At 60.0% G+C, this 21,081-nt stretch carries 18 protein-coding genes and 1 pseudogene; 8 read left to right on the top strand and 11 right to left on the bottom strand.

Features of this window, described 5'->3' with window-relative positions:
- Nucleotides 1-145 precede the first annotated feature (145 nt).
- Entirely contained in the window at nucleotides 146-2,269 is a 2,124-nt protein-coding gene (locus tag A4E19_14355; protein ID OQW37357.1) for a hypothetical protein, read from the top strand.
- On the opposite strand, the gene A4E19_14350 is transcribed toward A4E19_14355, so the two are convergent.
- From A4E19_14350 to A4E19_14300, 11 genes and pseudogenes are all read right to left on the bottom strand, one after another.
- Nucleotides 2,247-3,182 carry a hypothetical protein gene (locus A4E19_14350; GenBank protein ID OQW37334.1) on the bottom strand — a complete coding sequence of 312 codons (936 nt, stop codon included), beginning with the start codon at nucleotides 3,180-3,182 and terminating at the stop codon, nucleotides 2,247-2,249. The genes A4E19_14355 and A4E19_14350 overlap by 23 nt on opposite strands.
- Nucleotides 3,182-3,880 carry a hypothetical protein gene (locus A4E19_14345; protein ID OQW37333.1) on the bottom strand — a complete coding sequence of 233 codons (699 nt, stop codon included), beginning with the start codon at nucleotides 3,878-3,880 and terminating at the stop codon, nucleotides 3,182-3,184. Before A4E19_14345 ends, A4E19_14350 begins: the two co-directional genes overlap by 1 nt.
- 16 nt (nucleotides 3,881-3,896) lie before the next feature.
- Nucleotides 3,897-4,433, bottom strand: coding sequence for a hypothetical protein (locus A4E19_14340; GenBank protein ID OQW37332.1), 537 nt, complete (start codon nucleotides 4,431-4,433; stop codon nucleotides 3,897-3,899).
- Nucleotides 4,434-4,492: 59 nt separating this feature from the next.
- Nucleotides 4,493-5,494 (bottom strand): hypothetical protein, encoded by a 1,002-nt coding sequence (locus A4E19_14335; GenBank protein OQW37331.1) that lies wholly within the window; start codon nucleotides 5,492-5,494, stop codon nucleotides 4,493-4,495.
- 49 nt (nucleotides 5,495-5,543) lie between these two features.
- Nucleotides 5,544-7,280, bottom strand: a complete 1,737-nt coding sequence (locus A4E19_14330) for a carbamoyltransferase (protein OQW37330.1) — start codon at nucleotides 7,278-7,280, stop codon at nucleotides 5,544-5,546.
- Nucleotides 7,261-8,346 carry a glycosyl transferase gene (locus A4E19_14325; GenBank protein OQW37356.1) on the bottom strand — a complete coding sequence of 362 codons (1,086 nt, stop codon included), beginning with the start codon at nucleotides 8,344-8,346 and terminating at the stop codon, nucleotides 7,261-7,263. The genes A4E19_14330 and A4E19_14325 overlap by 20 nt, the downstream gene beginning before the upstream one ends.
- Nucleotides 8,347-8,393: 47 nt before the next feature.
- Entirely contained in the window at nucleotides 8,394-9,014 is a 621-nt protein-coding gene (locus A4E19_14320; GenBank protein OQW37329.1) for a hypothetical protein, read from the bottom strand.
- Nucleotides 9,011-9,745 (bottom strand): short-chain dehydrogenase, encoded by a 735-nt coding sequence (locus A4E19_14315; GenBank protein OQW37328.1) that lies wholly within the window; start codon nucleotides 9,743-9,745, stop codon nucleotides 9,011-9,013. The genes A4E19_14320 and A4E19_14315 overlap by 4 nt, the downstream gene beginning before the upstream one ends.
- 119 nt (nucleotides 9,746-9,864) lie before the next feature.
- Nucleotides 9,865-11,682, bottom strand: a pseudogene (locus A4E19_14310) (phosphoheptose isomerase).
- Nucleotides 11,683-11,690: 8 nt separating this feature from the next.
- Nucleotides 11,691-12,683, bottom strand: a complete 993-nt coding sequence (locus tag A4E19_14305) for a transferase (protein ID OQW37327.1) — start codon at nucleotides 12,681-12,683, stop codon at nucleotides 11,691-11,693.
- Nucleotides 12,680-13,810 (bottom strand): hypothetical protein, encoded by a 1,131-nt coding sequence (locus A4E19_14300; GenBank protein ID OQW37326.1) that lies wholly within the window; start codon nucleotides 13,808-13,810, stop codon nucleotides 12,680-12,682. The genes A4E19_14305 and A4E19_14300 overlap by 4 nt, the downstream gene beginning before the upstream one ends.
- On the opposite strand from A4E19_14300, the gene A4E19_14295 reads away from it, so the two are divergent.
- The 7 genes from A4E19_14295 (at nucleotide 13,803) to A4E19_14265 (ending at nucleotide 21,061) form a co-directional block, all read left to right on the top strand.
- Nucleotides 13,803-14,021 carry a hypothetical protein gene (locus A4E19_14295; GenBank protein OQW37325.1) on the top strand — a complete coding sequence of 73 codons (219 nt, stop codon included), beginning with the start codon at nucleotides 13,803-13,805 and terminating at the stop codon, nucleotides 14,019-14,021. The genes A4E19_14300 and A4E19_14295 overlap by 8 nt on opposite strands.
- Nucleotides 14,018-14,416 carry a hypothetical protein gene (locus A4E19_14290; GenBank protein OQW37324.1) on the top strand — a complete coding sequence of 133 codons (399 nt, stop codon included), beginning with the start codon at nucleotides 14,018-14,020 and terminating at the stop codon, nucleotides 14,414-14,416. The genes A4E19_14295 and A4E19_14290 overlap by 4 nt, the downstream gene beginning before the upstream one ends.
- Before the next feature lie 78 nt (nucleotides 14,417-14,494).
- On the top strand, nucleotides 14,495-15,016 hold the full coding sequence (locus A4E19_14285) for a hypothetical protein (GenBank protein ID OQW37323.1): 522 nt from the start codon (nucleotides 14,495-14,497) through the stop codon (nucleotides 15,014-15,016).
- Between the two features lie 60 nt (nucleotides 15,017-15,076).
- The gene (locus A4E19_14280) at nucleotides 15,077-16,273 is read left to right on the top strand and encodes a hypothetical protein (protein ID OQW37322.1); all 1,197 of its coding nucleotides are present in this window, start codon (nucleotides 15,077-15,079) and stop codon (nucleotides 16,271-16,273) included.
- Nucleotides 16,274-16,396: 123 nt separating this feature from the next.
- Entirely contained in the window at nucleotides 16,397-18,286 is a 1,890-nt protein-coding gene (locus A4E19_14275; protein OQW37321.1) for a malto-oligosyltrehalose trehalohydrolase, read from the top strand.
- Nucleotides 18,283-20,331 carry a hypothetical protein gene (locus A4E19_14270; protein ID OQW37320.1) on the top strand — a complete coding sequence of 683 codons (2,049 nt, stop codon included), beginning with the start codon at nucleotides 18,283-18,285 and terminating at the stop codon, nucleotides 20,329-20,331. The genes A4E19_14275 and A4E19_14270 overlap by 4 nt, the downstream gene beginning before the upstream one ends.
- The gene (locus A4E19_14265; GenBank protein ID OQW37319.1) at nucleotides 20,324-21,061 is read left to right on the top strand and encodes a hypothetical protein; all 738 of its coding nucleotides are present in this window, start codon (nucleotides 20,324-20,326) and stop codon (nucleotides 21,059-21,061) included. The genes A4E19_14270 and A4E19_14265 overlap by 8 nt, the downstream gene beginning before the upstream one ends.
- The last annotated feature ends 20 nt before the right edge of the window (nucleotides 21,062-21,081 follow it).

The raw sequence follows: 21,081 nt of genomic DNA, 5'->3' as shown, positions 1-21,081 counted from the left end.
GAACAACGAGGTCACGCCAGGCGTAGAGAGCGACGCTGATCCGATGAAAGAATCGACATCCCGTTTGAGTGAACCGGGATTCCCGTTCCGGTTTCACCAGCCGCCTCAGCATCTCGAGCCGGCCGATCATCCTCACCGTGGTCCGATTTTTGAGCCCGGGCGCAATTGTTGGCGCGTGGAGGATGCCCGCCGGTCCGCTTTCCTGATCGATGGGCAAGAATACTTCTCCGCGTTTCGCGAGGCGGCGTTGGCGGCCCAACGCTCCATTCACATTCTCGGCTGGGACTTCGATACGCGTATACGCATGCTGATCGATCGTCCCTCTGATGGATATCCGGATCGCTTGGGGCCGTTTCTGGACGAACTGCTCATGCGGCGAAAGCGGTTGCACATCTATGTGTTGGTGTGGGACTTCCATCTGATTTATTTCAAGGAACGGCAGTGGTGGCTTCCGAAACATCTCTTGGCGCACCGACGTCTTCATTTCTGGAAGGACGGCACCCATCCGGTCGGTGCTTCACACCATCAAAAGATCGTCGTGGTGGATGACCTCGTCGCGTTCGTCGGCGGGTTCGATTTTGCCCAATGCCGATGGGATACGTCCGAGCATCGAATGGATCATCCGGACCGCGCGATGCTGCCCGATGGTACGCCGTGCCGTCCGTTTCACGACGTCCAGATGGTGGTCGATGGCGCGGCGGCGGCGGCGTTGGGAACCTTGGCGCGGGTTCGATGGGAAACCGCCACAGGGGAACGATCGATATCGCCTCAGCCCACGATGACCCACGATCCGTGGCCCGTCTCGATTCGACCTCACTTGGAAGCGATTCAGGTGGCCATTGCGCGCACCATGCCGGCCGGAGCAGACCACCCGCCGGTGCGTGAAGTGGAACGGCTGTTGATCGATCTCCTGCGAGCCGCTCGACGATGCATCTACATCGAAACGCAATACTTCACCTCCAACGTCTTGACCGAGACATTGTCCGATGTGTTACGTCAGGCGGAGGGGCCGGATATCGTCATGATTCTGCATCCCAACAGCGATGGATGGCTGGAGCAGCATACGATGGATGTCTTACGGGGAAGGGTGCTCAAACGTCTCCGCGCGGCCGATCGCCATCACCGGCTTGCCCTCTATTATCCCCGCGTGCCGGATCGAGAGGGCCGGTGCATCAGTGTGCACAGCAAAGTCTGTGTCATCGACGACAGCTGTGTACGAATCGGATCGGCGAATCTGAGCAACCGGAGTTTGGGATTCGACACGGAATGTGATGTGGCCGTTCAGGCATCGGATAACCCGAAGGTCATGGAGCAAATCGCGGCGTTCCGCAATCGCCTCCTTGGTGAACATTTGAACGTCACCCCGGATGAGGTCGCGCAGGCCCTGCGTCGGTATTCGAGGCTCATCGCCGGCGTGGAGGCCCTTCGCGGTCGAGAACGAACGCTCGAGGTGTTCGACAAACATATTCCGGACGAAGTCGACGAGTTGGTGCCGGACGAGGAGTTCATCGACCCGAGCCGGCCGTATGAGACCCAACTCGTTCCCGTCGAGCATCAGTCTTCAGTCCAGCGGCAGCTCGTCATGGGGGTGGCCGTATTGCTCGTGGTGGCGGCGCTTGCGGCCGCCTGGCGGTGGTCGCCCCTCGGAGAGTGGCTGGAACTGTCACGGCTCACGGCCTATGCGCAGGAATTCGAGCGCGGCCCGGCGGCGCCGTTCATCATCGTGGGAGCATTCGTGCTCGGCGGGCTTGTCGTCGCGCCGGTGACGGCACTGGTGGCGGCGACCATACTGGTCTTCGGTCCCCTTCACGGCTTTGTCTATAGTTTTATCGGCATGACGCTCAGCGCGATGGTGACGTTCGGAATCGGCCGGTTGGTGGGACGGCAACTGGTGGAACGTTGGTCCACTCGCCTGTATCGATTGAGCCGTCATCTCGCCACCAAAGGAGTCCTGGCCGTCGTCGCCGTGCGAGTGATTCCGGTCGCTCCTTTTACGGTGGTCAATATGATCGCCGGTGCCACGCATATTCGCGCCAAGGATTTCCTCTGGGGAACCGTTCTTGGAGAATTGCCCGGTCTATTGGCCATCGCGATGTTCGTGGACCAAGTCACGACGACACTGCGCAATCCCGGTCTGGGAAGTTACCTGGTGTTGGCGGGGTCCGCCGTCGTAATGATCGGCGCGGTATGGGTCCTGCGGCGGTGGCTGTCCAGGCGGACGCAGCTCTCCAAGGACGACGCGCGCATTACGTCGGTGACGTCGCCATGACGTCGGTTCCGCGATGCGGTGGTCGTTCGAGCATTTGAACGAGCGCTTCGGTCTGCCTAGAGATCGGCCGCCTCCGCCGCCATACCCACGACAGGCCCCTCAACGCATCGAGAAAACCCTCTCGAACGGCCGGATCGGTCTTGAGCCGGACCAATGTCCGCCTGGTTTCCCGCCAGGCGGAGCTGTAGGGGCGACGCATCCACGCCAGCCATAAGGCATTGCGGACCAGGAGACGTCGGCGCTGTGCCGCGTCTCGATGGGGCGACGGCATGTGCCGCACGGTCGCTGCGGCCAGGTACAGCATCGACCATCCGGCATCCGCCAAGTCATAGGCCACCAGTGCTTCCTCCCCTCCCAAGAAAAAACGCGGTTCAAAGCCGCCGACCTCCAGGAACGCGGACCGACGTACTAAGGATGCACCGGCCAGAAATCCAAGAATCGTCGGCCCCGGTAGATCGGCCAAGCGGGGGAGTGGACTCCGGGCCATGGCGCGGCATGTCGAATCCTCGTGCTGATCGGAACCTACCAGAACTCTGGCGGTGACGACCGCCACGCGCTCGTGGCGGTCCAACACGTCCGCCGCAATCGCAAGAGACCCGTCCGTCCACCAGGTGTCATCGTCACAGAGGGCGACATACTTCGTTGTCGCATGTCGGATTCCGGCATTGCGCGCCGCTGCCCCCAGGTTCGTGCGCATCGGCAAGACCTGAACGGCGGGGTAGCGGGTTGCGATCCGCGCGGCGGTCCCGTCGGACGAAGCATTGTCCACGACGATGATCGTCGGTTCTTCCGGCATCCGGGCCAGGTGACCGATCGTGCACAGCACCTCATCGGCGCGATCGTGGGTCAAGACGACGGCGGTCGTTCGGTCGTCACGATGGGGGTGGCTCGAAAGAGGGCGATCCTGTTCCATCACGGCTGAATCATCCAATACCGTTCAGGGAGAAACACATCTTCGTAGCCGGGACGTCCGGGAGTCGTAAGGGCCCGGAGCTGGGAGACGTAGCAATGGACGGCGGACCGTTTACGATCCGCCGATGGAGAGCCGAGCAAAAGGTTGAGATTGATCCGTCTGGTGCGAATGCCGCTGGTTCGGAGGGAGGCAAGGCGTTCGGCCAGAAGATTCGGAATATGCCGATACAGGGCGTCTTCATAAAAATGCCATGTGAATCCGGGGTATCGGTCCCTCAGTGCGAGACAGGCTTGGGAGGTCAATCGATGATCACTGTGAAAAAGACCCAATGGGGCGAACAGGCTATGCGATCCGACCGTCTCGACCACCGCGGACAAGGCCCGCACGACGTCGGAGCACGACACCGGGTTGTGGTACTGGCTGTCGTAAAACGGCAACCAGAGGCCGTATGCTCCCAACAGCGACAGCGCCCGCGCATCCTCTTGGCGCCGGAGTGCCATGACGTCGTCGCCGGTTCGAAAACCGCTCGCTCGATCCCATTCCGTGAGTGATCCGCCCGGGCCCGGGCCTTCGCCGCAGACCGTCACGACGGTGGAGCCTGGATACGTGGCGAGCAGCGAGCCGCAGGCGAACACGGCATCGTCACAGTGCGGAGAGACGACGAGTATTCGACGACGCGATGGAGCGCTGCGTGACATGGTGCGAGGAAGGTGCCTATTTCATCGCCTCGACGAACAGACTTTCTCGAGGCCGGTTATCGAGGTGGACGATCTCCGCATAGCCGCTTTCGGTCCGGCGGAACTCGCAGCGGTGGACATGATGAAACCCAGCGCGCGTCAGGAGTTCCACGATGCAGTCGAACGTGAACGGCGTTCGCACGGAGCCATACCAAATGATTTGCGTCACGAGTTTCGTGCCGATGGCGAGGGCATCGCTGTCCGGTACATGGAAGTAGCCGTGATCGCCGGCAAGGTAGGCACGGATCGCCTTGTCCAAATCCGGCAACCCCAGCCGCAATACGCCGTCGGGGGTAAGGACCCGTTTCAGTTCTTGCAGGACGACGGGGATATCCGGATAAGGCACATCCTGAAGCATGTGCATGGCCACGATATAATGGATGCTGTCGGCTTCCAGAGCGAGGCCGCTTCGGATGTCCCCCGCCAGATCGATTCCGGGACCCGGGTGGAGGTCTGCATTCAACCATCCGCGAATGTGTTGAGGGCCGCATCCGACATTCAGACGTTTGATCATGACGCAGGTCACAAGAGTTCGACACCCATGATCGTTGAGCCACCCGGCATCGTCAGTCGTTACAAAAAGGCCACCTGGAATCTCCAGGCTCCTTGGAGCCGCCAAAATACGGCCAACGGAGGAATCAGCGCCGACGTCACGACCATTTCAAGAATGTGGCCGGGCCGGCGGGATGTCTCGCGTAAGCGCTTCGCACTCAACCATGCCGTCATTACCAGCCATAACACCAGGCCGACCCATATGCCGGTCGTCCATTGGGCGATGGTTGCCGCGGCGGTGAATAACAACGCCGCCACGGTTACATAATAGCGCCAGGGTGGCTGTCGCTGAATCCGTGACCGATAGAGACGCGGGTGCTTTTTGTACAACAACGCGTTATAGAGGTTGTTACGCTGTTGCCCGAGGCTGATCCCCCATGGGGCCAAGCGGGCCGGATGAAACACAACGGCCTGCGGGCAAGATGTCATCCGGTGTCCCTGTTCCAGCAACGTGAACTGCAGGTCGCTGTCTTCCCGCCACGCCGCCGTAAAGCGCTCGTCGAACCCGCCAACCGCTTCCAACGCCGTTTTACGATAGAAACAGTTGGCCGTGGCCCCCGGCGAGTGCTCCAACTGTTTCGTGTTCCACTCATGGTCGGTCGGCTCAGCGGGGATCGGAACGACGATGCGTCCCCACAGCCCGGAGACCCGATGGTCATCCGATAAGGCCGCCCAACCGGCTTCGAGCCAGGTGGGCTGGACGATGCAATCGTCGTCGGTAAATGCGATGACTGTTCCGCGCGCCGATTGCCAGCCGAGATTCCGGGCGGCGGCCGGACCACGGTGAACGGGACATTCAAGGTACCGCAATTCGGGTGTCGGCGTGGTCTTCCGCAATTGATCGACGACTTCCTGCGTCGCCGTGGATGGCCCGTCGGCGACCACGATGACCTCGTACGACGGAGGGGCCATGGTTTGATCAACCAGGGATTCCAGACAGCGCCGCAGTAGGGCGGGACGATCGAAGGTGGGAATAACCACGCTGATCACTAGGCACTCTGCTTGAGGGTTCGCGGATTCCATGACGACTGCCGCGTCGGAAGTAGCATGATGCTTCATCGAACGACCCTTGTCATGGGCGGCGGCCGTTCTTAGTCAGGAGAAACGGACCGATCACCAGCGCGTCCAGTGGTGAGCTGCTATAGGCTTCCACGGCCTCGCGCGGGGTACAGACGATCGGCGCGCCTCTCGTATTGAACGACGTGTTGACCAATACCGGGACGCCCGTCCTGGCTTCGAACGCTTTGATCAGATCGTAATAACGAGGGTGTTGCAGACGCGTGACCGTTTGTACCCTCGCCGATCCGTCGACGTGTCGGACGGCGGGGATTCGATTCGCTCGGTCAGGCCGCACTTGATAGGTAAAGAGCATGAACGGCGAATGTGCGGCACCCTCGAACCATTGAGCGGCGGCCTCTTCCAACACGACGGGCGCCACCGGTCGAAAATCTTCTCGATCTTTGATGTCGTTCAATCGATCCTGCATGGTCGGGTTGATCGGGGAGGCGAGGATCGATCGGCTTCCCAATGCGCGGGGGCCGAATTCCATCGCGCCTTGAAACCAGCCGAGAATATGATCGCGCGCCAATAACTCGGCGGTTTCTCCTTCGACATCGACCAGGCGGCGGAACGTAAGTTTGGCGCGACGCAATACGGATTCGATGTCCTCTTCGCCGTACGAAGGTCCCCAGAACGCATGGTCCATCTGGAAGGATCGCGGCCCCGTCGGCGATCGTTGCGCCGCGTCGATCATGAGCGCCGCCCCCATCGCGGTACCGGCGTCACCGGCCGCCGGCTGGACCCAGATCGATCCAAATGGGCCGTGATCACGGAGATAGGCATTCATGACGCAGTTCAATGCCACGCCCCCGGCCATGCACAGGTGTCGCGAGCGGGACGCCTGATGCATCCACTCCGTCAAGGCCAATGCCGTCTCTTGCAATACGTCTTGCAATGAACGGGCAAGATCATAATGCCGTTGCTCGAACGGTGACCCGGGCCGGCGCGGGGGTCCAACGATGTCGTCAAACCGATGGGAGCGGATCCGATATTGGCCGTTACCTTGGACCTGCACGATGTCTTGGAAGAACCGTTTGAAGCTGGGTTTCCCGTAGGAAGCGAGGGCCATGACCTTATATTCGTCCGACGAGTGCAGAAACCCCAAGTAGGTGGTCAGCTCCTCATACAGCAATCCCAACGAGTGCGGCATGTCGACTTGACCGAGTCGACACAACTGGTGACCTTCACCCACATGATACGTCGTGGTGGCCCGCTCCCCTCTGCCGTCAAGCGTGAGCACGGCGGCGTGGTCGAAAGGCGAAGGCAGGAAGGCGCTGGCCGCGTGGGCTTCGTGATGATCGACCCAGTGCCATTGAAAAGGACCCTGGGCGGTCACGCCGGTGAACCATTCAAGCAGATGATGCGGGGCGCCTGCGGCCAGATGCCGTGGCGCATTCACGATGGAAGAAAGAAAAAGCGGGTCCCAGGGCGATTCCCATTCGGCCGCAACCGGATGGGCGCTCGGTTCCATCGGCAACGTCAACGACGCGTCGCCAATATGGTCGCCCAGCTTGCCGGTAGGGTCGTAGGCATAGGCGACATGGTCGACGTCCTTCAATGTGATGCCGGCGCGGCGTAGACAAAAGGCGACGGCATGGAACGGCAGTTCATAGGTGCTGAACGGGATGGGACGCTTGGCATGCTTGACCCGCGTAAACCGCTCTTCTTCGGCTGCGGCGAGGACCATTCCATCATGGACCAAGCAGGCCGAAGAGTCGTGAAACGCCGCGTTAAGCCCGAGTGTGTACAAGGTGTAATCCTTTCTCGGGCGGCGATCCCGATTTGAGGCCGACCAGTTCCGCCGCGGCCTCGACGATTTCGTCCGGCGTGATCAAGCGCAAGCAATCGTGGTGCGTTTGCGGGCATGTGCTTTTGTAACAAAACTTGCAGGGAACGTCGTGGAACAAGACGCGGTGGGGGACCCGCCAGGGCGTGTGTTGGGGATTGGTCAAGGCATAGAGATCGACGACGGGCGTGCCCATGGCGGCGGCGACATGGACCGTGCCCGTATTGTTCGAGATCAAGACCCGTACGCGGGTCAGCAATGCGGCCAGTTCAGGAAGGGCAAGCCGTCCGACGAGCGAGTATGCGGGGGTGTTCATTCGGGCCCGGATCGACTCCACCAGCGCCCGCTCGCTCTCGACACCGGTAAAGATAATCGGCGCATCCAATGTCCGGGCCAGCCGATCCGCCGCGACGGCGAATTGCTCGGCCGGATAGCGCCGGCTGGCGGCCGTCGCGCCGGCGTGAACGGCCACGGCCCCATCCACCTGTGTGCGGAGCCGTCCCACAATCTCGTCGAGTGTATCGAATGCCGAATCGGGGATCTGTAAGAAAAGACGCTCGTCTGTGGTTTCGGCGCCGATATGGCGGACCAGGTCCAGCTGACGCCGGACCTCATGGCGGATGTATGAGTCCGGCTCCGGTTCAGGAATCCAGTCCGTAAGCAAATGGTACGGGTTTTCCCGGCAGTGCGCGGCACGCAGCGGAATCTCCGCAAACCAGCACATCAAGGCGGCGGGAAGCGGGTTCTGACTGTACACGGTGAACACGATGGCCGCGTCGAATGCGCCGAGGCGCAGGCGGGAGATCATCTCTCGGTCTGCCGCAGCCGATTCGCCCGTGGGGTGGCCCTTCATCCACGGTGCTTCATAGACCCATACCTCGTCGACGCAAGGCAGAAGACGACCGGCCTGAGCGCCGCTCGGAGAAGTCAGGAGGGTCACCCGGCGGTCAGGGGCCGACCGCTTCACCGCCTCCAGCGCCGGGCTTGTCATAATGACATCACCCAACGCATCCAGCCGCACACAGAGTATCCGGCGTGCCTTCCGCCACGGATGGGCTCGAGATCGGTCAATGGAAATCACCGTTCGGGGTCCTTCGATCCGTCTTCCTGCGCGGACGGTCGCTCACTGGTCGCCGTCAGGTCGGTGAATGTGATGAGTTGGGCTGCTTCAAACACGTCGTCCGCTATGAAATCAGGCCATCGGCAAGCCGTGAGGTTCCATTCGGTTTCATTGCCGTTTGTGAGCAACACGGTTCGGCAGCCGGCTGCACGGCCCGCTTCGATGTCGTGCAGGATATCGCCGACCATCCAGGAATGCGTCAGATCCACGTTGAGTTCACCGGCTGCTTGAGTCAGCAGGCCGGGATAGGGTTTTCGGCAATAGCACTCCATGGTGAACGAGGGCACCGTGCCTTCTGGATGATGAGGACAGTAATAAAACCCCGCGAGAGGAACCTCGAACTTTGCGAGCTCGGCCCGGAGCGCGATTTGCTCGTGCATCAGATCTTCGACCGTGAACCAACCCTGTGCGATGCCTCCCTGGTTCGACACGACGATGAGTGCATAACCGGAGCGGTGCAAGAGGCGCAAACCATCGATGGCTCCCGACATCCATTGGATATGCTCCGGGCCCCGATAGAATGGGCGATTCTCGATCAATGTTCCGTCTTTGTCCAAAAACACCGCTTTGGCGATCATGGCCACGACGTCTCCCGCATCGGAATGACGGTGATTTCCGGCACGACCGTTTCGGCGGGCAGTCGAAGAATGCACAGAACGGTTTCGGCGACGTTGCGTGGATCTTGTAGGCTCGCCAGGTCGATGTCAGGAAACCGATCGAGTAAAAACGGCGTACGCATGCCGCCGCTGATGACCGCCGTGACCTTTATGCCGATGGATCGCGCCTCGACGTGGAGCGCGTGGCTGAACCCCAGCAGGCCCCACTTGCTGGCGTGATAGGCTGAAGCGTTGGCCCAAGCCCGTTTGGCGGCCGTCGACACGATGTTGACGATGTGACCGGTACGCCGTGGGGCCATGATGGAGAGCGCGAGTTTCGACATCACGAACGGGCCGCGAAGGTTCGTCGCCAAGATGCGGTCCCACTCCGGTATGGTCAGCTCTTCCACGGATACGGTCTTGTCGATCGCGGCGTTGTTGACGAGGATGTCCAAGCTGCCGTACCGGTCGCAGAATCGACGCAGGGCCAGTTCCGCCGCCTTCTCATCCGTGACATCCATCGGTACGGCGATGGTGTGGAAACCGTCGCTGTTTAACTTCGAGGCGAGGGTGACGGCGTTGTCACTTCGGATGTCGGCGATGGCGACGGTGGTGCCGTGTTGCGCCAGCGTTCGACACAGGGCTTCACCCAGACCCTGTGCGCCCCCGGTCACGAGCGCCACTTTGCCGTGCAATGAAGAAGTCGGTGTCATCGTCAGGGTCTCCGGGCCGAAGGTTGAGCGGATGGACGGCGGCTTGTCGTACGGGTTCTGGCACGGCGGGGGAGTTCGGCGATCGAGTGCAAGGTGCCTACGGTGGAGCTTCGGTCCGTGGCGCACACGCGCTGCTGGACGATGCCGCACAGAATGTGGAGGAGGACGAGGTAGAGGGATTCGCGCGCGTGTGTATGCGGAGAGCTGATCGCGACCGTGACGTGCGCCTCGTATTGTTCCGAATCGGTTTCATTCCCGACAATGGCGATCGCTTGGAGTCCGCGTTGCGCCGCCGCCTCGAAGGTCCGCGATAGGGATGTACCGACTCCATCAAGGCCGATGCCGATGATCACATCACCGGGCCGGGCAAAGATGTCCACTTGTTCGGCGGGGCCGAGGTCGTCGCTTGGGTCGCCGGATGCTCGCTCGTACGCGTGAATGGCGATGGCCGGCAAGCCGGGACGCCCGCTGCCGGCTGCGTGGAGCAGCTGTTGCACCAGCATGTGGGCTGCCCAGGTTTGTCCGGGTGAGGCGCAGACCAGCGCCTTGCCGCCTCGGGCAAACGCGTCGCTCAGGAGGTGGGCTGTCTCCAAGATGGGCACGGACATGGGGCGTTGATGGTCCTTCAGCGACTTGATGACGCCGTCGAATTGCGCCTCCACGAAATCTCGTTCGTCCGTCCGATAGGTCCCGGTCAATTGTTTGTCGGCGAGGACCTGCTCGTACAGTCCCTTCAATCCTTTGACGACTTTATTCCAGGTAAAGAGATCGTTGACCCGTTGTATGGCCTGTCGGCTGAATACACCGAGCAGCTTGGGATTGGCATAGAGGTACGCGATCTTTTCCGCCAGGCCGTCCGGATCTCGCGGCGCGACCAGATACCCGGTTTCTCCGTCACGGACCGTGAATTTGATGCCCCCGACGTTTGACCCGATGACCGGGGTTCCGCAGGCCATCGCTTCCAACGGAGTGATGCCGAACGGTTCATACCACGGGGTCGTCACGAACATGTCCGCGGCGCTGTAGTAGTATTTCAAGACCTCCCGCCCGCGCCGGCCGACGAACGTCACGTGGTCGGCGATGTGTTCCTCGCGGGCGATGTTCTGCAATCGCGCGATTTCCGGGGTGGCGTGCGGATCCGGATCGTCGCGGTCACCTCCCACGATCAATAATCTCGCCGACATCCGATGGCGATGCAGGAGCCGTCCGAATGCACGGATGACCGTCTCGGTTCCCTTGCGGGGAACCAAACGGCCCAGATGAAGGACGACGCGTTCCTCCGGCGGTAAACCGAGCGAGATACGGGCCAGGGTCTTGCTGATCGGCGCCAGTTCGGCCGGATCGAATCCGCATGGGATCATGGTGATGTTCATGGGATCGGCGTTATAGAGCCGGATGAGGTCTTCTTCGTCTTGCGGGGCTTCCGCGATGATGCGGTCGGCTTCTTCCACCAGACGGTCCTCGACGTCGAAACGCTCGTCGGGGAATTCATCGGCCTGGCGCTGAAATTGACGCCGGACGCGGCCCAACGCATGGAACGTGATGACGAAGGGGATGCCCAACTGCTTCTTCAGCTCGGCCGCCACCAAACCGGACATCCAGAAATTGGCGTGTATGAGGTCGTAGGCCTTCCGTTGACAGCGGCAGAACTGCAGCATGTACTCCGTGAAAGAGCCCATGTAGGGCAGCAGGTCTTCCTTTCGGACATAGGTCGGGGGCCCGGCCGGGACATGGATGATCCGCACGCCGTTCACCCACTCGGCGGTCTCGGGGAGGATGCTGCTGTCCCGTCTCGTGAAGACGTCGACGTCGCACCCCATCGCGGCCAGGCATTTGGCGACTTGGCCCACGTAGAGGTTCTGTCCGCCGCAGTCGACGCCGCCGAGAAGACTGACGGGGGACGCATGTTCGCTGATCAGGGCGATTTGCCGCTTCATGTCTTTCCTTATCCTGCCAAGAGTGGCTCAGTCTGGCGCGGTCTCTCATACGCCGTTCCTTGACGAAGGGCTGCGGCGAATACCGCATTCCAATCGTCGATGAAGCGAGTGATGTTGAAACGGCGCTGTCCTTCTCGACGGGTTTCGAGACTCGCTCGATGCGCCTCGGCCGGATCGGACAAGAGCATTTGCATGTAACCGATCAGGCGGCGGAGATCGGTATGGACATAGCCGGACCGACCCTGTGCGATGAGCGTCGCCATTTCAGTGGTGGCCAGGCCGACGACCGGCACACCAAGTGCCATGGCTTCGCACACCGACAGACCAAGACTCGTATAGCGGATGGGATTGAACATGAATCGGTATCGGCACATCAGCTGCGGCAAGGCGTCATGTGACATTTCTCCCAGCCCGCCCAATTCCTCCGATTCCATCCCGACAAGATCCAACGGGATTTCCCGTCGCACCCGCTCGAATACGTCGCTGCCGAGGCGGCGCCCGCGTCGCCGCAGTCCGTTCACGACGACAAGACCCTTGGGAATCTCCCCGGTGTACCGAACGCCGTGCGGCACCAGGACCCCGTGCTCGATGATCCTGGTCGGAGTTTTCCCGTTGTCCCACATGAGCTCGTTGAACGGCGTGACGTGCACGAGCAACATGGAGGGATCATCGACGACGTGGCGGGTGTTGGTGGGATGTTCCTGGGGAGGATCATGTTCGAGAAAGATGGCCGGCAGGCGACGTTGCCGAGCCGTCAAAATATCGTATTGATCGCGCAGGTAATGCGTGCGGGACTGGAACAGTATGACGTCGAAGTCGAGTCGAGGGATCTCGTCGATCGGCAAGTCGTGAACTCGTGCCGACCAAGGAAAACCGGGAGCGGCTCCGGCATACCCCGTTCCGGATCCGCCGATCGGCAGATAAAACTCGTGCGGCCCCTGAGTCAGGTAGTACAGGTAGTTCCCATGTACATGCCATGTGAAAATGCGCAGCGGTCTCATCGCAGGCCCGATACGTTAGACTGTTGACTCTCGCGCGGGGATGGTCGGTTCAGCGAGCCATACGCCCGGAAGTCGGCGATGATGTGTTCCAGGCAATTAACGCTCTCGGTCCTGGTGGACCGGTAGAAAGATAAGGCGTCCAGCGCCTGAACCTCCGCCAGAACTTCTTCGACGGTCGTGGCCTGCCCGATGAGCACGCGATGCAAGACGCGATCTTGCGGACCCCACCGAATCGGATCGGAACCGACGCACACGATGACGCTGGGGACCTGGAGGGCCGCCGCCAGGTGGGAGACGCCGGTATCGTTGGCGATCAACTGAGCCGATCGGCTCAAGAGGACCGCCAGTGTGCCGAGATCCGTTTGTCCCACCAGATCGGTCGCATTCTCACGCATGTGGGTCATCACGACTTTCGTGACCGGACGCTCTTCTTCCGTGCCGGTGATCACGACTCGATACCCTTGCTTGACCAATCGATCCGCCACGGAGCCGAACAAATGCGGAGCCCATCGGCGGGCGGAGCCTCGTCCACCGGGATGCAGACATATATACGACCCTGCTTCAAGCCCGTGGACGGATTGAAGACGACGGAAGGTCGCCGTGTCCTGTCCGTTCAGCGGGAATTCCAAGCGGTGGTCATAGGCGGGAATGCCGAGATGGCGGAGCAATGCCAGATGGCGCTCGGGCTCAGGTACATGGTCGGGATAAGGCATGAAGAGTCCTTCGTCGGGACTCTGGTCGCCTGCAGGCACGAAACCGGCTGTCATTTTCGCGCCGAGGAGGGTGAGGAGCTGGTTGGTGTATTGGCCGCTTCCATGCATTTGAAGCGCGAGGTCGAATCGACGCCGTTGCATGGCCGTTAAAAAATCGGGAATCGCGGACACCGCGACCGGCTGCTCGGGGAGCCCCGGGTAACCAGGAAATTCGATGAATTCATCAAGATACCGGTCAAAGCGATCGACGAAGGTTTTCGACCATGGAAGCCCGAGGAGCGCGATGTGAGCCGTGGGGAAAGCGATCCGCAACGAGCGGAAGGCCGGAACCGCACACAATAAATCTCCCAATTGCAGCGCCCTCAGTACGACGATGGTCCGTGGAATCATCGGGAGCCGCGTGTCAATGATCATGTCTGTTGCTCTATCCAGGATCAGTGCAATAGTCGTCAGAGTACTGCCTCACACCATTTCCACGTACTGGGCAGAACCCCCGGCAACGTTTCGTTACCCGGGGAAACTCCTAGATCGCAAACTGGTCCGATTGGTTTATTTGGATTATATGGATGACGGAAGTAGTGGAGAGATCGATTGGATCGCGAAAACTGCGAGGAGGGTCGCATGAAACGAATTCCAACAATCTTAGGAGTTGCATTGTGTGGCGCCGTGTTGTTCCTTGGCTTGTCTTCCTATGTTCAGGCCGAACATGCACCGAGTCCTTCGGACACGATGAAAACCGACTCGTTGACGAATACCCAAAAGTATGGATTTCAATCGGATGATGATAAGCAGCGACATATCAAAGAGGACAGTGCCGAGGCAGGCGGTGCGAAGACCATCAGGGGAGAATTGTTCCGCATTGATGACGCCGAGTATTTCGTCAAGACCAAGGAAGGAGGAGAGGTTCGTTTACACACCGATAAAACGACCGACATGAAAGGGACGATTAAGAAAGGCGATCAGGTAGAAGCCAAGATCAACGAACAGAACCATGCCCTCTCGATTCGAGCGATCAAATAAAGGCGAACGGCATGGAAGCACAGTCGGCCCCGAAGTCGTCGAGACGAGGCTATTCGCGACTCAACGAGATGGCAACGCATGACTCTCTATGACTCGCATATGCTGACGGTGTCCCCACGCCCCCGTTCAGGAATTTTCGGGGAATCCACCAATGATGAGGCCTATCGAGTACTGCCGGGCGAGGACCGCCTTGTCAGGGACCTTATGACTCAAGAGATCGCGACATCCGCGGCTTCCGCCACCGTCAGAGAAGCGATTGAAGTCATCAAAAGTCAGAACGTGCCTATCCTGGTCGTGTGTTTGGAGACAGAACCGGTCATTGCCCTCACGGAATATGATCTAGCGATCCATGTCGTCGCCGAAGACAAAGCGGGCTCGACCCCGCTCCATGAGCTGCTCAAACAACGTATGGTCGTCCGATGCCGCGAGGACGCCATTCTCGCCGACGCGATTTCCGCCATGCTCCACCATCGCATCCGTCATGTTCCGGTCGTGGATGTAAATGGAGACCTCGTCGGGGCTCTTTCGCTCGTGGATGCCGTGGGAGCCATCACGCCGGATGCCGCAGCCGCTTGGCAAACGAAGTTCGGACAATTGTAGACTGCTCATGGGCCGAGCGAAGCCCGTATCGATCGGCGCTATAGATGTGAGCGACCGGCTGTGCCTCAGGTCGTTCCGACGCCCTGGACCATGGGCATCATCGCTCAGGACGTCCCGATACTTCAAACGATGGAGTCGATAGGGAAGCATGTCGAAGACTTCCGATCGAGCGCACGTTCGAGCGTACTGGGATTTCTGACCCTTTTCGTCCTGTTCGGGACCTTCATCCTCGATACCGGATTGCCGGATGGAATCGCAATTTGGGTTCCTTACTCAACAGCCATCGTACTGGCTCTGTTGTGGGACGGTGCGCGTACCATTGCGTCGGTGACCGCAGCGGCACTGGTCCTCCTACTGATCGGACTCTGGATCGGTCCGCTGGGAGATTTTCAATTGGCCGCAGTGAATCGCGCCATCGGCGCCGCGACGATTACAAGTCTCGGTTTGGCGTGCCTGTACGTTGAGCGAACCAGGCGGCAACTCCTCCAGTCTCATGACGAGCTTGCCTCCAGTCAACATCAACTCCATTCGTTCGTCGATGATATGCACAACGTCGGCATCGTGTTGGTGAATCTTCGCGGGCGCGTGACCGAATGGAATCAGGGCGCGCAAGTTCTCACCGGCTACCCGAGCGACGACATCAAGGGCCGGCCGCTCTACCGTATCTTTCCTGGAAAGGCGAATGCGGCGGCTCGATGGGGACATATCTGTCGTCGGGCTCGCCATGAGCGAAAGGTCGTGCGGCAAGAAATCTTCCAGCGGCGAGATGGTTCCTGGTGCGTGATGCATATGGTGGTGAAACCCTTGCACAATCGATTGAGACGTCACCAAGGGTATTCGTTGGTGATACACAACCTCACGAGTCCGCCCTCCCTGACGAAAGAAGGCGGCTCGGCGAGTCCGTTCGCCAGCTTGCTTTTGAGGAATACCCGAGATGTCCTGTTGTACAGATGTCGCTTCGAGCCGCGTCGGACATTGGACTATATCGATGCCGCGATCACCCAATGGCTCGATGATCCCGGTGCGGGAGAGGGGGCCATTCATACCCACGCGCTCGGTGACTGGGTGCATCCGCTTGATCGGGATCGAGCGTGGAATACCATAGAGGAGGCGGTCACGGCACGACGTCCGTATGTGCTGGTGTATCGGCTCGTCAGCGTCACAGGCCACGAAAAGTGGGTATGGGACGAGGGAGAAGCCGTCACCTCCGACGATGGACGCGCAATCGGCTTGAAAGGATTTCTCGCCCGTCTGTGATTCCTCCAGCTCTGTATCTAGGGGGGTGCCGAGTACGAGTTCTGCCCCGAACCCGATAGGTACAGGTGTCGCGATGCAGCCGTGCAACTTCACGACAGGCACGACCACGGAATCACAGCTTCCATGACACCTCACATGAGTCTGCTCGGAGCGCAGGTAGTAGAAAAGGGTGTGCAGTTTCGGGTGTGGGCTCCCAAAGCCGAACGCATCGACGTGGTACTCGGGAGCGGCCATACGCGACCGCTCGACAGAGACGGTGACATGGGTCACTTCACGGGAATCGTTTCAGATGCGAATTCCGGAATGACCTACCGCTATCGGATCGACGAAAAACAGGACTATCCCGATCCCTGTTCGCGTTTCCAACCCGAGGGGCCTCACGGTCCTTCGCAAATCGTGGACAACTCCTCCTATCGATGGCGGGACCACGATTGGCCTGGTGTCCGGATCGCGGGGCAGGTCATCTATGAACTCCATATCGGCGCGTTCACCGAGGAGGGTACCTTCGATGCCGCGATTCAAGAACTGGATTCGCTCAAGCGTCTTGGGATCACGCTGCTGGAAATCATGCCGATCGCGGAATTCCCCGGTCGATGGAATTGGGGATACGACGGGGTGTGTCTGTTCGCTCCCTCACATATGTACGGGGACTATGACGCCTTCAAGCGCTTTGTGGACGCCGCTCATGAGAAGGGACTGGGGGTCATTCTCGACGTGGTCTACAACCATTTTGGACCGGATGGGAATTACTTGTCGGCATTCAGCGATGATTACGTCACCGACCGGTATTCGAATGAGTGGGGGCAAGCCCTCAATTTCGACGGGCCGAGGTCGGAGGGCATGCGGGAACTGGTCGTCCGGAATGCCTGTTATTGGATCGACGAATTTCATCTCGATGGTCTCAGGCTCGACGCGACCCACGCCATTCACGATGCCAGCAAGGAGCATATCCTGGCGACACTCTCTTCAGAGACGCGGCATGTGGCGGGCCGGCGATCCATCGTCTTGATCGCGGAGAGTGAATCGCAGGAGATTCGAGCGGTACAGGCCGTCAACGAGGGTGGATGGGGCATGGACGCCGTTTGGAGCGACGACTTTCATCATGTGTCGAGGGTGGCGGCGACCGGTCGGAGCGAGGCCTACTACACGGACTATCGCGGTACGCCGCAGGAATTTCTCTCGGCCTTGAAGCGCGGATTCTTGTATCAAGGCCAGCGGTACCATTGGCAACGCAAAGCCAGAGGTACCGTCGTGAAACATGAGCCGGCCGCTCGCTTCGTGTTCTACATTCAAAATCACGATCAGATCGGAAATACCCTGACCGGCAACCGCCTTCATACGTTGACGAGCCCGGGACGGTACCGAGTGCTCACGGCGATCAACTTGCTGGCTCCGCAGACCCCCATGTTGTTCATGGGACAGGAGTACGGCGCCTCGAACCCCTTTCTGTACTTCGTGGATTTCGCCGGCCAGGAGATCGGTCCGAAAGTGACACAAGGACGGCGGGAGTTCCTGAGTCAATTTCCCAGCTATGCCTCCGAGGAAGCCCAACGGTCGATGTTCGATCCTAACGACCCCATGACGTTCGAACGATCCAAGCTGGACCGCACCGAACGTCATGCGCACGGTCCCCTCTACCGGCTCTGCCGGGACCTGTTACGACTGCGTCGCGAGGATCTCGTGTTCTCGGCGCAGTCCCGTGAGGCACTCGATGGAGCCGTCTTGGGGCCGCAGGCCTTGGCCGTCCGTTATTTCGAAGAAACGGGCTATGACCGGCTTGTGGTGATCAATCTAGGGGCGGACCTCCACTTTGTTCCGGCTCCCGAGCCGCTGTTGGCGCCGCCACCGGGCGGATATTGGACGCTTCTCTGGTCGAGCGATCATCCGCAATACGACGGACCGGGAATCGTCAATCCACTGACCGAAGAAGGCTGGCATATCCCCGCCGAGTCGGCGACGGTTTTTCGCATCGAACGGGATGTCGCGGCCGGCGCTCAAGAGCAAAGCCCATGAGCGACGCGATAATTGCATCACCGCCTCAATCCGAGCCGGCGATCACTCTGCCATGGAACCGAAATGGGGATGTGAATGCTTTTTTGTCTCTCGAATGGCTGGTGACAAACGGGTTGGGAGGGTACTCATCCAGCACGGTCATGCAGATTGCGACACGCCGTTATCACGGAATATTCGTCCCCGACTTGCCTGCGCCGAGGGGACGCACCACGGTGATTCCCCGGCTTGATGAAGAACTCGATGTCGGCGGGCAGTCCGTGCGGCTGAGTGGTGCGGAACACGCGGATGGCTCATTGGACACGGACATCTTCGAATATCTTACGGTTTTTCGCCGAGAATGGCGAACTCCGATATGGAGCTTCTCATGCCACGGTCGCGAGGTGCTCAAGCGCGTCATCATGCCGTATGGCCAGAACACGGTCTATGTGGAATACCGGCTGCGTGCCGGAGAGCCCCTCACGTTGCGGCTGCGACCGTTCATCACCTTTCGCATGCCCGACGCGCCGCTCAGTGAGGCGCGTCGAGGTCCATTTCTTCTCACGGCCGTGAGAGAACGTTATGAAGTACAGGTATGCGAAGGGGTGGCTCCCTTGAAACTCTGTTTAAGACCGCATGCGGGCGTGTTCGTGATGGACTCATACATCAGCCATGGCGTGTCGTATCGAGTCGACCGAGATCGCGGATCTTTGTATGTCGAGGATCTCGAGAGTCCCGGCTATTTTTCAGTGCAGTTAAGGCAAGATCAGCCGGTCGCGTTCGTGGCCAGCATGGAACCATGGGAGAATCTTCAATACGACCCGGCCGCCATATTCGACGCCGAGCGCGCTCGGTTAGTAAAGCTCGTTTCTCAAACCCGACCGACCGACCCCTTCGAAGTGCGGCTTACCCTCGCGGCGGACCAGTTCATCGTGTTCCCCGGTAGTCGCATGGAAGAACATGCCTTGGCCCAGGCCTCGGGAGATGAAGCGCGGACTGTCATTGCCGGGTACCATTGGTTCACCGACTGGGGACGGGACACGATGATCAGTCTGGAAGGACTCACGCTGTGCACCGGCCGTCATCGGGAGGCTCGAGCGATTCTCCGAACCTTCGCCCGGTACATCAAGGACGGACTCATCCCGAATTTGTTTCCCGAGGGGAAACGCACCGGACTGTACCATACGGCGGATGCCACCTTGTGGTTCTTTCACGCACTCGATCGGTATTACGAGGTGACGGGCGACCGGGACACGCTGATGGTGTTGTATCCGGCATTGAAAGGAATCATCGAGCATCATCTGACGGGAACCAGTTTTGGGATCGGCATCGACGAACGTGACGGCCTCTTGAAGGCCGGAGCGCCGGGCTATGCATTGACGTGGATGGATGCCAAGGTGGAGGACTGGGTGGTCACGCCGCGGCGGGGCAAGCCGGTGGAGATCCAGGGGCTCTGGTACAACGCCGTCCGATTGATGGGACGGTGGGCCGCCGACCTGGGAGAACGCTCGGACCGATGGGACGGCTTGGCGAAACGCATCGAGGATTCGTTCAACGATCGGTTTTGGTACGCCTCCGGAGGATACCTCTATGATGTGGTTGACGGCGAGGCGGGGGATGATGCCAGTCTGCGCCCCAACCAGGTCTTTGCGATCTCGCTTCGATATCCCGTTTTGCGGAAAGAACGGTGGACCTCGGTCCTGACCGTCGTGCGGGAGAAACTGCTGACCCCGTTCGGACTCCGCAGCCTTGCGCCGGGTCACCGCGACTATAAACCGATGTACTTCGGAGATCTGCGGGCACGGGATGCGGCTTACCATCAAGGAACGGTCTGGGCCTGGCTGATCGGTCATTTTATCGACGCCTCGTTGAAGGCAGGAGTGGATCGGTCAGAGTGTCGCCGCCTGTTGGATGGGTTCGAGGGGCACATGGCCGATGATGGAATCGGCACCATCAGCGAAATCTTCGATGCCGATCCCCCTTACGCGCCACGCGGATGCATCGCGCAGGCCTGGAGCGTCGCCGAAGTGCTGCGTGCCTATCAGGCCACCAAGGAATCGGATGAGTGAACGGTGCATGGAACTGAGGATCGGGACATCGGGGTGGCATTATCGGCATTGGAGAGAACGGTACTATCCCGCGTCGTTGATGCCTCGGAACATGTTGAGTTTTTACGCGCGGGATTTCGATTCCGTGGAAATCAACAACAGCTTTTACCGCCTTCCCAGTGAACAGGCGATGGACAGGTGGCGTCTCTGCACTCCCGTGGACTTTCGCTTTGCCGTGAAGGGAAGTCGCTATATCACGCACCGAAAAAAACTTGCGGACCCGGAAAGTGCGCTGACGCGGTTTCTGCCGATCGTCGATCGATTGGGGCGGAAGCTCGGCCCGATTCTTTTTCAGCTGCCGCCTCACTGGCATTGCGATCTCGAACGACTCAACGCGTTTCTCCACGCGCTTCCCGCGGGACATCGCGTCAGCTTCGAATTGCGGGATCCCACATGGCATACGGCGGAGGTCTATCGGGCGCTTCGTCGTCACAATGCGGCCTTTTGCCTGTTTGACTTGGCGGGTTTCCAGACCCCGGTCGAGTTGACGGCCGACTTCGTCTATGTGCGGCTCCATGGTCCGGGGGACAAGTATCAAGGGGACTATTCACCCGCCGATTTGGCGAAATGGGCTCGGCGTCTCGAACGCTGGAGTCCTCGGTTGAGGGCGGCTTATGTCTATTTCGACAACGATGAAGCCGCCTATGCCGTGAAAAACGCGAAAGAGTTGAAGCGGCTCATGGCGTCCTAAGAACGTGCATCACTAACGGA

Origin of the sequence: Nitrospira sp. SG-bin1, from assembly GCA_002083365.1 — a bacterium.
Classification (GTDB): domain Bacteria; phylum Nitrospirota; class Nitrospiria; order Nitrospirales; family Nitrospiraceae; genus Nitrospira_D.
This window is presented reverse-complemented; position numbering and strand designations above follow the sequence as displayed.